Origin of the sequence: Acinetobacter sp. AYS6 (genome assembly GCF_025630795.1) — a bacterium.
GTDB lineage: Bacteria > Pseudomonadota > Gammaproteobacteria > Pseudomonadales > Moraxellaceae > Acinetobacter.
On record NZ_JAOTNV010000009.1, the window covers coordinates 74,666 to 86,760 of the forward strand.

Below are 12,095 nucleotides of genomic sequence, written 5' to 3' on the forward strand. Positions count from 1 at the left end.
AATAGAAGCACCAATATTAATTTAATATTATTAATTCGTACGCGCTAAAAGAAATTGTGAGATATCCACTAATTCTTTTGCATTGTCACCAAAATGAGCTAAGGCCTCAAAAGCTTGATCATGCAATTCTTTGGCATAAATCTGTGCTTGTTCAAGCCCCATTAATGCTGGGTACGTCGATTTTTGAACTTGCTCATCCTTACCAGCAGTTTTACCCAAAGTTTCAGTACTCGAAGTAATATCGAGAATATCGTCTAACACTTGAAAAGCCAGCCCAATGGTCTGCCCATATTGGCGTAATTTTGGAATTGCTTGATCGGTTCCAGAAAATATAGTGACTGCACCCATCATAATGGCCGCCTGAATGAGCGCACCAGTTTTATTACGATGTATATTTTCAAGTTCTTCTTGAGCAATTTGCTTAGCTTCAGCTTGTAAGTCTAAAATCTGCCCGCAAACCATTTTAGAGGTGGCTGTTGCTAGAATCTGGATTTGTTTTAATACAATCGCGGCATCAGTGTCCTGCCCTTGTTCATCGAACAAACGACTACTTAAAACCTCAAAAGCCATCGATTGTAAAATATCGCCCGCAAGTAAGGCAGTATCTTCACCAAATGCGACATGACAAGTCGGTTGCCCACGACGAAGTAAATCATTATCCATACACGGCAAATCATCATGAGCCAATGAATAACAATGAATAAGTTCTACTGCAACCGCAGCACGGCGAGCCGCAGCAAAATTTGGATTTGGCTGTAAAGAAGCGGTGGCATAACACAAAGCCGGACGAACACGTTTTCCACCAAGCATGACTGCATGATGTACTGCACTTTTTAAAGGTTCTGGAATAGAGAACGCAGCCAATGTCGTCAATAAATCTTGTTGAATACGTTGTTGAGCTTGTTTTAAAACATCCGCATTAACTTGAGAGAGTGATGACACAGTCGCCTCGATAAAATCAGTAGAGAAATTTTATTGAATGTAATGAAGCATTCATGCGCTACATCATACACGATTCACTGTGAAAAGTGCGTGATGAGTTTTCGAAGGCCTATGTAAAAAAGCCTCTACAAAATTGAGAGGCTTTTTTCATTCTTAAATGCTTTAGAAACTGTCACCCGGAACGCGTACCCAACCTTCCATTAATACACGTGCACTACGACTCATAATGGCTTTTTTCACGACCCATTGATCATTAACAAGCTCTGCTTGAGCACCAACACGTAATGTTCCCGATGGGTGCCCAAAACGAACCGCCTCACGTTCGCCCCCACCAGCTGCTAGATTTACCAATGTGCCCGGAATGGCGGCAGCAGTGCCAATTGCAACCGCTGCTGTTCCCATCATCGCATGGTGCAATTTACCCATCGACAAAGCACGAACCAGTAAATCAACATCACTTTCTGAAACTGGTTTACCACTTGATGCTGTATAATTTTTAGGTTTAGAAACAAAAGCAATTTTTGGTGTGTGCTGACGCCCAGCTGCTTCTGAAATATCTTTAATTAAGCCCATCTGTACCGCGCCATATGCACGAATTTTTTCAAAACGTGCCAATGCAGTCGCGTCACTATTAATATGATCTTGTAATTCGGTGCCTTCGTACCCTAAATCTTCTGCATTTAAGAAAATAGTTGGAATACCTGCATTAATAAATGTTGCTTGGAAACGGCCAATATCAGGAACATCTAATTCATCAACAATATTCCCTGTCGGGAACATATCGCCGCCTTCTTCGCCATCATCGGCTGGATCTAAAAACTCAATTTGAACTTCAGCGGCAGGAAACGTCACGCCATCAAGTTCAAAATCACCAGTTTCTTGAACTTGACCATTGGTAATAGGTACATGCGCAATAATGGTTTTTTGAATATTTTTTTGCCAGATTCGAACCGTACATAGGCCATTTTCTGGAATACGGTCTGCATCAACCAAGCCATTTGAAATCGCAAAAGAACCAACAGCAGCAGTTAAATTGCCGCAGTTACCACTCCAGTCTACAAAAGCCTGATCAATTGAAACCTGACCAAATAAATAATCAACGTCATGCTCTGGCTGAGAACTTTTAGCGAGAATAACAGTTTTGCTGGTACTCGAAGTGGCTCCGCCCATCCCATCAATTTGTTTTCCATATGGGTCAGGGCTACCAATTACACGTAGTAAGAGCTGATCTCTTGCTTGTCCTGCAACTTGGGCTTTTTCCGGCAAATCATCAAGCTTAAAAAAGACACCTTTACTGGTTCCACCACGCATATAAGTTGCTGGAATTTTAATTTGCGATACTGAGCTCATATCAACTGTTATCCTTACTATTATGTTCTTCTATATCAAAACAAACATTCTTGTTTACCCTTCTCTGCATCTTAAATTGTTTTAAGGCCAAGAGATAGCGATCTGCTTTATACATCAATCGTATTGACGCGAGCATATTTTGAGAATTTAGCAATATGCTTGCAATGACTTAATCTAAGCAAAATTTAAGAAAAAAAGTCTATATGAAATTATATTTTTTAGAGCACTTTTTACTCGATATTGAAATATTAAAAGCAAGGTCATGATTTTAAATGTTTTTTAAGATTACTTTTCAGTCACAGCTTATTAATTTGTAGTCTAGGCTAAAATAACTCCATCTATTAGAATAATTTACTTATTCATTGTGAGTGAAGACCTTTGACCAACGAATCTTCTACACTGCAACGAGGACTAAAAAATCGACATATCCAATTAATTGCTATGGGTGGAGCAATTGGTACCGGATTATTTTTAGGCTCGGCGCAAGTGATTCAATCTGCGGGACCATCCATTATTTTAGGATATGCCATTGGCGGCTTAATCGCGTTTTTGATTATGCGTCACTTGGGAGAAATGATTGTTGAAGAACCTGTTGCAGGATCGTTCAGCCATTTTGCGTATAAATATTGGGGGAAATTTCCCGGATTTTTAACCGGATGGAACTATTGGATACTCTACGTTCTGGTTGCGATGAGTGAACTCACCGCGGTAGCCAAATATATTAATTATTGGTGGCCTCATATTCCAGCGTGGACTTCTGTCTTATTTTTCTTTGTCGTGATTACGGCAATTAACTTAACCAATGTCAAATTTTATGGTGAGTCCGAATTCTGGCTCGCTATTATTAAGGTAGCTGCGGTTATCTCTATGATTGTGTTTGGGCTTTATTTGCTCTTTACAGCAGATGTTGGTTCAAGCATTTCATTTAGTAACCTTTGGTCTCATGGTGGATTTTTTCCAAATGGCTTTAGCGGCCTGTTCTACATGTTGGCTTTCTTGATGTTCGCCTTTGGTGGTATTGAACTGATTGGTATGGCCGCAGCAGAAGCAAAAGATCCGAAAAAAACTATTCCAAAAGCAATTAACCAAGTCGTTTTCCGTATCTTGATTTTCTATATCGGTTCATTGGCAATCTTACTTTCATTAGTACCATGGAACCAATTAGATCTTGGCGGTCTCGACAAAAGCCCATTTGTTATGATTTTTAGCCAAATGGGAATTGGTTGGGCTGCACACTTACTGAACTTCATTATTTTAACTGCTGCTCTCTCTGTTTATAACAGTGGGATGTTTGCAAATAGCCGTATGCTCTACAGTCTCGCTCAACAAGGGAATGCACCAAAAGTTTTTGCAAAAACCAATAAACAGGGGGTTCCTATTCCCGCTGTTCTGCTTTCTGCTTTATTAATCTTTGGTTGCGTTCTTTTAAATTACTTTGTACCTGAAGATGCTCTTGGACATCTCATGTATGTTGTAGTTGGTGCACTTGTTCTAAACTGGGCAATGATATCAATTACACATTTGAAGTATAGACGCTTTGTTAAGCACGCGAATATTAAGACATCTTTTCCAGCGTTATGGTCACCTTTTAGTAATTACTTAGTTTTAGCGTTTATTGCTGTAGTTCTCTATATTATGTGGACTCAAGGCTTCAAAGAGTCAGTAATGATGATCCCTATTTGGATTACGGCAATGCTTGTACTTTTTGACTATTTAAATCCTAAAAAACTCGATTCTATTGAGAATCCTGAAGAATAAATAAATATAAAAGCCATTGTCTAGACAATGGCTTTTTTGTTTATAATCATAAAATTATGCGCCCTTAGCTTAACTGGATAGAGCAGTTGCCTCCTAAGCGACCGACGTGGGTTCGAGTCCCGCAGGGCGCACATATAATCTAGTAAATAGATATACAAGCAATGATTAAAGAAAAGGATCAATTAAAGTATATATATAAAACAAAGAGCTAAAAAGAATTACACACCATCTCCTATAAACCTCTCCTGTACTACTATTAACATCTATAGCAAATACAAAGGTAAAATTTCCATTAAACCAAGCATATAAACAAAAAAAAGTTGATGCAAATATAACTAAAACAGAAGATATAGACAAAACTTCCTTAATATATTGTACAAATATTCCAAAAGCAGAAATTAATGTATATATAAAAAATATTATAAGTTTATATTTTGTATATATTAAAAGATAAGTCTCTTTCACTTCCTACCTCGTGCCCTACTATTTGATTTATTTAGCAGCTCTTACTATTTACAACCATTTTGTTCTCATTTAAATAAAAACAACCTGAACCATGATAGCCTGCCCCACCATTAATCGAATAATAATATTGAGTATTTAACTTTAGCTGCTTGGGTTTCACAATCTCTTTAAATCCACTTGGTTTAACTCCATAAATCCATTTATATGCATAATCATTTTTAAAATCAAACCATTTTATTTCCCTATTTATCTTAATCTCCCATACTGTTTCTTTCAATGTACCAGCAGGAACAGCACTATTATCCATTACATAAAATCGAAAACCACTATCAAGCTTTTTGGCATCACTTTTAGATAGCTGAAATATAATTCCGCTATTAGTATTACCCGAAACAAGTAAATCAACTATACCAGAGCATGCCACTAACACTGGTATAAATAGTAAGCTATACAAATTCGTCATTACCAGCCACCTCCAGCACCACAGTTTTTATAATGTTACCCCTTAATCTTAAAATTTACATTCAGTAACAAACACTAATTTATTCAAACATCTATTTATATTTATTGAATCTTCTTGTTCAGAATTTCCCTTAATAATTTAAAATATTTAATAATATGCTTTTACTCCCAAACAGGCCAAAAATCACAAATAAAATCAATAATATAAAAAATCAATTTCTCTCTTTAATATAAATCTTACTTGTTATGGGTAAAGTACCATTTTTGTTGTGTATTAAAGGATTCCAAGTATCTTTATCCTTCAAATCATCTAATATATAAAAAACAACTATTTTATTTCCTATAGAATAAAGATGACTATACTCTTTCTTCAAATTTTCATTCGTAAATAATACTCCTTCATATATCTCATCTTCAGTATTATCTGACTCAATAGTTATCATTGTATTGTCATCAACAAAAATATTCTCCTTCCTAAGATCAGTAATTACCCCACTTACAATATATGTTTCAATATTACTTTTTCCAATATTATCCCACCACTCACTTGTTCCATATAAACCATACACTCCACTTAAACCACTATTAGTAGTGCTATCTAGAGTCAAAGCATGTGTAGATCTCATCTCATCTTCCCCATTTTTTTCCAACCATATTTTTAAATCAAAAATCAATTTATATCCTTGATTAATCAATGCACAACTCTCTATCATTTTATTTAATCCTTATCTATTTTATATTTTACAACTATCTAAATTATTTATCATTTTTAAAAAAATTATTGTACAACTTCTCTCTTCCATCATAGAAAAACAAGTCATCAATTTTTTCAAACAAGTAAAAATCACCTATTATTTCTTTAAGCCCATTAAAAATAAGACCTTTTGAATTAGATTTTAACCCTAATGATAATTTTTCAATTAATAAAGAGTGGTTTTCACAATATGAAAATATTTTAATTAAAGAATGAATTTCTTCCTTACAAGGTATATCTACAGTAAGAGTAAGTAAAAAAGCTTTCATATAAAATAAAGTGTTCTTTTCAACTTCGGGAAAGCTAACATATCCAGAAAAAACCCTCCTATTAACTCCACTTTGGTTGTAAATAATATCATTTTTATTACCACCAGCAGGAAAAATAATATCTTTATTTAGTTTAATATAACCTACATAGCTATAGGCTATAATATTAATTTCATCTTCATCCATATTAAATTCCTACAATCCATTAATATAAAATAATTTTAACCTTCCCCCTTAATGTAAACTCTATTAAGTAAGGGAGAAACACCCAATTTCTCTTCTACTATCCAATTCCAAGTATCTTCCTCTTTTAATTTATCAAGAATATAAATGGATACTATCTCATTTCCAGCTTTGTAAAGCTCTTCACTAATAGTTTTTTCTCTTTCACTCGTAAAAACTATATCTTGAAAAATTTCTTTATTCGTTCCATTTACTTTAATTGTAATCATTGTATTCCCCTCTATAAAAGGATTTTCCTCATTAATCCCAACTATTACTCCTTTCACACAATAAGTTTCTATATTGCCATTTTTGATATTTTCCCACCATTCAGCTGTTGCATATAAACCGTTGTCGCCCTTAAGCCCCATATTTGTTCCCTTATCCAGCGTAGTTTGGTGTATATTTTTGATATAATTTTCATCCATCAATATTGAAGAAGATGACCTTAAATCAAATACCAACTTATACCCTTGCTCAAGTAGATTTATATCTTCTATTTTTATCATTTTAATATTCTCCTATTCTTACTTATTATGCTGATTTTACATCACTTATCATTTTCAAATTTACACCTAACACATTATTTATTATAAAAAATAGGACTTAATAAATATAAGCCCTATTTCTATAAAAACTGTTTACTTAATCCTTCACTTCAGCCAACAATGTTTCAGCTGCAAGTTTTCCTAAATTATTAGAAGCAAGCGGGCTATCACCAGTTAGCAATTTACGGTCTCTATGACATTGCCCTGTAATGCCCTTATTTAAAATTTCGACACCGAGTTTTTCAAGGTTTTCACCTACTAGCCAAGGTAGAGCCCCAGGCATATAACCAATATCAATATTTGCTCCCTTATCTAATGAGTCAGGGAATACACAAATTTGATAACCTTTAAAAATATAGTTTTCTGGCTGTTCATCTACTGCAGCAGCAAGTAATGCAGCTGGACCATGACATAACGTAATAATAAATTTGTCTTGTTCAACTGCCCATTTAAGAACTTTTTTCACCTCAAGGCTATGTGGAATTTTAGCTAGTGCACCATGCCCACCCGGAATAAATATAGCCGCATATGGTGAGTTCTCCCCCACTGTATTTTCTAAAATATCAGCCAATTTTAGAGGATTTTTTAATTTATCTGCATATTTCTGAAAAGTGTCTAACACTACTTGTTCTTGCTTTGGCATCGCCCACATTTCAAGTTTGGCAGGATTGCCAGAAAGTGTCGCAATATCAATTTCAAAGCCTGCATTATCTAAATGAAACATCGGTAAAAGCATTTCTACAGGATGGTTACCTGTTGAAAAGAACTTACCGTTTTGCATCTGGATATAACGCTCATCAGTTGCAATCATTAAAACTTTTTTATTGCCCGCATACGGCGTTGAATAAGTCGTGCCGTCGTAATCGGTTTTAGGAGCAGTATATTGACTTAGTGAATAAGGTGATGGGAAAAAGGCATTATCTTCAGCCAAATCTGGAGTAGGATTTTTATCATCAATATTTGCGGTATTCATTGTTACTATCCTTTTTCATCAGTATGGAAAGAAATAATAAGGTAAGAACCCATTGTTATTTCTTACTCAATTTATAGGTGAAGTTATAGAACTGATGCAATCTGCCAATAGAATTTGGCAATTTTTATAGAGAAATAGGCAGAATTTAGAGTTATAAAATTCAGTTTAGGCGAACCTGTCGTTCGCCCAAACTTTAATGAGTACAGCGTTACGCATTTATTTCTAAAACGATCTTTCCAATATGATCACCTTGCTCCATACATGCATGAGCACTTTGTACATCTGAAAAAGCATACGTTTTATAGATTTGCGGTAAACATTTACCTTGTGCCAATAATGGCCATACATGCTCATGCAAAGATTGTGCTATCTCTGCTTTTTCTTGGCTATTACGTGCTCGCATCGTTGAACCCGTAATTGTGGCACGTTTTAAAATCAGTTTTTGTAAATCAAATTCTTTTGCGATTCGACCACCCATAAAACCAATAATGACAAGTCGGCCATCACGTTTTAATAGATTTAAATTTTTCGTGAAATAAGAACCACCTACAATATCTAAAATAACATCAACACCTTGATCTTGAGTATGTTTCAATACTTCTTGCTCAAAATCTTGGGTTTTATAGTTAATTGCTGTGGTGAAACTAGAGAGTGCTTCAACTTTATCTTCACTACCAACGGTAGCAAAAGTTCTAATTCCTAAAGCTTGGCAAATCGCTAAAGCTGTGGTTCCAATACCACTTGCCCCACCATGAATCAATGCGGTTTCATCTTTCTTTAAACGGCCAATATCAAATAGATTTGCCCAAACCGTAAAAAATGTTTCCGGAATCGCAGCAGCTTGCGTAAAAGATAAATTTTCAGGTATTGGTAATACTTGAGTTGCAGTTACCGCACAGTACTCAGCATAACCACCGCCATTGGTTAAGGCGCAGACTTTATCACCAACCTTGAATTGATCTACTTGTTCACCCACAGCAACCACTACACCAGCGACTTCAAGTCCGGGTATTTGAGTAACACCTTTAGGCATTGGATATAATCCCATACGCTGCAAAACGTCAGGACGGTTAATTCCAGCAGCCTTTACCTCAATTAAGACTTCATCTGCTTGAGGTGCTGGAATATTTGCATCTTGAACTTTTAGAACCTCAGGTCCGCCAGGAGCCGTAATTTCAATAATTTTCATGGTTGTTGGAAGGGTCATAAAATGCTCCATGTTTGATTTATATTTCAAATACTAATCTACGTTAAATAATTGAGGACTTGGGTGGAACGCCAAACAGTCGCTTAAATTCTCGGCTAAATTGCGAAGCACTGACATAACCCACTTCATAGGCTGCTTCTGCTACACCCATTTTATTGTTCATGATCAACTCACGTGCCTTATGTAACCGAGTAATTTTGATGTACTGTAAGGGCGAATAATTCGTCACCTTTTTAAAAGTTTGATGAAAAAGCGAGATGCTCATGCCCGCTTGTTTCGCCAACTCTTGAACCGTTAAGTTATGATAATAATCACGCTGAATAATTTCACAAATGGTGTAAATCACACCATTTCGACTTGCCATAGCCGATAAGCTCTCGACTAGATTGCCACCTGAAGCTTGTACCACACGATAAACCAATTCTCTTTTAACTTGCTCCCCCAATATAAAAGTATCTTGTTTAGAGCGAAGTAGATTAAGCAATCTGAGAGCAACTTCTGAAATGGTGGCATTCATGTCAATCACTCTAAGCCCACAGCTTAATTTTAAATCTTCCGAGTGAGGATCTTCAGTAACCACTTGTTGCTGTTTATCCATTTTAGTAATGAGATCACCCATCATTTGTGGTTCAAATTTTATTGCTATCGCCAACATTGGTTCATTATTTTCAACGACAGTATCGCAATCAAACGGTATTGCAATTGAGATGAATAGACACTGTCCTTGTTGAAATTGAAAGATTTCTTTACCAATATATCCTCGCTTTAACCCCTGTATCACTAAAACAATTGAAGGTTCTTGCAGCACTGCAACAGGTGGTGTGGAATGATCTACACGCATCAAAGTGATGTTAGAAATAAAAGTAGGATAGAGGCCTTCTGCTGGAGCCAAGTGCAAAAATGCATCGACCAAATGTACTGTAAGATGATTTTGCGGCATAGTTTTATTGTGAGGAGTAATCTAATAATTAATATAACAATGAAGCTAGAATGAAAACATCTGTCTTAGGTTTACTTTGTATAAATAGGCAATTCAAATCAATTTTTAGGCATAAAAAAGCCTAGTACATTCTAGGCTTTTCACTTTATCAGATTATTTAGGCCGATAAATTAAAGAACATTGCTGCAATCAAAATGATTACACCAAGTGCAATTCGATACCAAGCAAATACGCGTAACGTATGACGCTCTACAAATAGTACCAATGCTTTTACAACAAACAGCGCGGCAATAAAGGCAGCAACGAAACCGACTCCAATATTAATCATATTATCGGCAGTCAGTACGTCAGCATTTTTAACCAAGTCAAAAGTTGCAGCACCTAACATCGTTGGCATAGCAAGGAAGAAAGAGAATTCTGTAGCAGCCTTACGTGATAAGCCCGCAAACATTCCACCCACAATTGTTGCACCCGAACGTGAAGTTCCCGGAATCATTGCTACACACTGAGCAAGACCCACTAAAAGTGCTTGTTTAAAGGTAATTTTGGTTGCATCAAGTGTCTTATGTTCAAATTGTCTAGATTCAACCCAGAAAATAATAAGAGCACCGACAATCAAAGCAATCGCAACGACGATTGGGCTGAATAAAACACTTTTAATAAAGTCTACCGCCAAAACCCCAATAATGACTGCTGGGAAGAATGCAATCAGCACACTGATAGCAAAATGACGTGACTCCACATCACCACTAAAGAAGCCTTTAATCAAGTTAACAATTTTTTGTCGGTATAACCAGCACACTGCCAAAATAGCACCTAACTGGATTACGACCTCAAATACACGACCGCCGTCTGAATGGAAATCGATAATATGACCAAATAAAATTAAATGGCCTGTACTCGAGATGGGTAAAAATTCAGTTAAGCCTTCAACAAAGCCTAAAAAGAGTGCTTTTATAACTTCAAAATTTTCCATAACTTGCTCAAAGAAAGTTAATCATTAGAACGATCTAAAATTTGTTTTATCGCAATTGGTAAGTCGCAAATTAGACTTAACACATGTTCAATATCAGATCATTTCTAACGTTTGTGGTTATTGCCCCTAGTTCAAGGCAGTTTATTTAAAGTGCGATAATGTATCACATCATGATGACAAACTTGGGTTAACTATCGTAAAAAGATCAAACTTGGTTAAAAACTACCGAAATTATTCTTGGTACAGATAAAGTTTTTTGTCTTTAGTTACTCTACAAAATGATCTTAAAAAGTCCTTAAAAAAACATGATATTATTCTGATTAAATGCAGCTCATATCAAAAATTCTATCTGAATGAAAAATACCAAAATTAATGCACGTCATCTCATTATCGATTTATTTCTTTCCTCGGCCTATTCTCAGCTCACCATTAAACAAATATTAATTGCAGCAAAACTCTTTCATATGAGTGAAAATGGTATTCGTGTTGCGACCACTCGACTGTTAAATGAAGGCATGATCGAGAGTGTCGAGCGCGGTATTTATCAACTTTCGGCCTCCACCAAAGAATGGGCAAAAGTCATTTTGAATCGTAAAAATGGCATTAAGCAGACCAAAGAATGGCAACAGCAATATCTGGCAGTATTTACGGGAACATTAGGTCGTATAGATCGGACTGCTTTAAAAAAGAGAGAACATGCTTTACGCCAATTTGGTTTTAGAGAGCTCGAAACTGGTATTTATATACGTCCAGATAATTTAGCCTATAGCTTTGAAAAAACATGTGAAGAGCTCGTTTTAGCGGGCCTTGAAAATGAAGCCAAAATTTCTATTATTCAAAAATTTGACTCAAAAACAGTTTCGTTAATTCCTTCTTTATGGGATACGAAGCAGCTTGAAAAAAACTATGAGATGTATAGTCAAGATATCCAAGAATGGTTTTTGAATTATAAAAATTTATCCTTAAATGAGGCCGCTACCCAAGCTTTGTTATTAGGACGTGAAACAATTACCTTACTCATGAATGATCCTCTATTGCCCTTTCCATTTGTTAACGAACATGCCCGTAATCAGTTTGCCCAAAATGTACAGCAACTCGACTCAATTGGACAAAAGCTGTGGCAGAAAATTTATGAAAATGAATTAGCTCATTAAAGAGCAATTTATTTTTTTACAAACAAATATTACACTTTTTTAAATTTTATGATTATATTGGTAATATAAAGTATG

12 protein-coding genes and 1 tRNA gene are annotated in these 12,095 nt (G+C 35.6%); 3 read left to right on the forward strand and 10 right to left on the reverse strand.

The features are described from left to right. Positions 1-30: 30 nt before the first annotated feature. Both OD757_RS14810 and prpF read right to left on the reverse strand, forming a co-directional pair. Entirely contained in the window at positions 31-942 is a 912-nt protein-coding gene (locus OD757_RS14810; RefSeq protein ID WP_263032335.1) for a polyprenyl synthetase family protein, read from the reverse strand. 162 nt (positions 943-1,104) lie between these two features. After that, positions 1,105-2,292, reverse strand: a complete 1,188-nt coding sequence (gene prpF / locus OD757_RS14815; protein ID WP_263032336.1) for a 2-methylaconitate cis-trans isomerase PrpF — start codon at positions 2,290-2,292, stop codon at positions 1,105-1,107. Between the two features lie 378 nt (positions 2,293-2,670). On the opposite strand from prpF, the gene OD757_RS14820 reads away from it, so the two are divergent. Both OD757_RS14820 and OD757_RS14825 read left to right on the forward strand, forming a co-directional pair. Continuing rightward, entirely contained in the window at positions 2,671-4,050 is a 1,380-nt protein-coding gene (locus OD757_RS14820) for an amino acid permease (RefSeq protein WP_004789335.1), read from the forward strand. 58 nt (positions 4,051-4,108) lie between these two features. Further along, a tRNA-Arg gene (locus tag OD757_RS14825) sits at positions 4,109-4,181 on the forward strand. Positions 4,182-4,546: 365 nt separating this feature from the next. Here the strand turns inward: OD757_RS14825 and OD757_RS14830 are convergent. The 8 genes from OD757_RS14830 to OD757_RS14865 all read right to left on the reverse strand — a co-directional run bounded on the left by OD757_RS14830 (position 4,547) and on the right by OD757_RS14865 (position 10,866). Then, on the reverse strand, positions 4,547-4,978 hold the full coding sequence (locus tag OD757_RS14830) for a hypothetical protein (RefSeq protein ID WP_263032337.1): 432 nt from the start codon (positions 4,976-4,978) through the stop codon (positions 4,547-4,549). A gap of 211 nt (positions 4,979-5,189) precedes the next feature. Further along, positions 5,190-5,690, reverse strand: a complete 501-nt coding sequence (locus OD757_RS14835; protein ID WP_263032338.1) for a hypothetical protein — start codon at positions 5,688-5,690, stop codon at positions 5,190-5,192. Positions 5,691-5,733: 43 nt separating this feature from the next. Further along, positions 5,734-6,186, reverse strand: coding sequence for a hypothetical protein (locus tag OD757_RS14840; RefSeq protein WP_263032339.1), 453 nt, complete (start codon positions 6,184-6,186; stop codon positions 5,734-5,736). Positions 6,187-6,221: 35 nt separating this feature from the next. Next, a complete protein-coding gene (locus tag OD757_RS14845) occupies positions 6,222-6,731 on the reverse strand; it encodes a hypothetical protein (RefSeq protein ID WP_263032340.1) in 510 nt (169 codons plus the stop codon). 136 nt (positions 6,732-6,867) lie between these two features. After that, positions 6,868-7,743, reverse strand: coding sequence for a glyoxalase III HchA (gene hchA, locus OD757_RS14850; protein ID WP_263032341.1), 876 nt, complete (start codon positions 7,741-7,743; stop codon positions 6,868-6,870). Between the two features lie 208 nt (positions 7,744-7,951). Beyond that, entirely contained in the window at positions 7,952-8,962 is a 1,011-nt protein-coding gene (locus tag OD757_RS14855; protein WP_263032342.1) for an NAD(P)H-quinone oxidoreductase, read from the reverse strand. Positions 8,963-8,993: 31 nt separating this feature from the next. Beyond that, positions 8,994-9,890, reverse strand: coding sequence for an AraC family transcriptional regulator (locus OD757_RS14860; RefSeq protein ID WP_263032343.1), 897 nt, complete (start codon positions 9,888-9,890; stop codon positions 8,994-8,996). Between the two features lie 157 nt (positions 9,891-10,047). Next, a complete protein-coding gene (locus tag OD757_RS14865) occupies positions 10,048-10,866 on the reverse strand; it encodes an undecaprenyl-diphosphate phosphatase (protein ID WP_016137097.1) in 819 nt (272 codons plus the stop codon). Positions 10,867-11,219: 353 nt separating this feature from the next. Between OD757_RS14865 and OD757_RS14870 the strand changes: the two genes are divergently transcribed. After that, complete coding sequence (locus OD757_RS14870) at positions 11,220-12,020, forward strand: PaaX family transcriptional regulator C-terminal domain-containing protein (RefSeq protein ID WP_263032344.1); 801 nt, start codon at positions 11,220-11,222, stop codon at positions 12,018-12,020. Positions 12,021-12,095 lie beyond the last annotated feature (75 nt).

What these genes read in the sequence shown, in the direction of transcription:
- OD757_RS14865 (WP_016137097.1), bottom strand. Translation starts at nt 10,866, where the DNA reads ATGGAAAATTTTGAAGTTATAAAAGCACTCTTTTTAGGCTTTGTTGAA.
- OD757_RS14855 (WP_263032342.1), bottom strand. Translation starts at nt 8,962, where the DNA reads ATGGAGCATTTTATGACCCTTCCAACAACCATGAAAATTATTGAAATT.
- OD757_RS14860 (WP_263032343.1), bottom strand. Translation starts at nt 9,890, where the DNA reads ATGCCGCAAAATCATCTTACAGTACATTTGGTCGATGCATTTTTGCAC.
- OD757_RS14840 (WP_263032339.1), bottom strand. Translation starts at nt 6,186, where the DNA reads ATGGATGAAGATGAAATTAATATTATAGCCTATAGCTATGTAGGTTAT.
- OD757_RS14870 (WP_263032344.1), top strand. Translation starts at nt 11,220, where the DNA reads ATGAAAAATACCAAAATTAATGCACGTCATCTCATTATCGATTTATTT.
- hchA (WP_263032341.1), bottom strand. Translation starts at nt 7,743, where the DNA reads ATGAATACCGCAAATATTGATGATAAAAATCCTACTCCAGATTTGGCT.
- prpF (WP_263032336.1), bottom strand. Translation starts at nt 2,292, where the DNA reads ATGAGCTCAGTATCGCAAATTAAAATTCCAGCAACTTATATGCGTGGT.
- OD757_RS14830 (WP_263032337.1), bottom strand. Translation starts at nt 4,978, where the DNA reads ATGACGAATTTGTATAGCTTACTATTTATACCAGTGTTAGTGGCATGC.
- OD757_RS14835 (WP_263032338.1), bottom strand. Translation starts at nt 5,690, where the DNA reads ATGATAGAGAGTTGTGCATTGATTAATCAAGGATATAAATTGATTTTT.
- OD757_RS14845 (WP_263032340.1), bottom strand. Translation starts at nt 6,731, where the DNA reads ATGATAAAAATAGAAGATATAAATCTACTTGAGCAAGGGTATAAGTTG.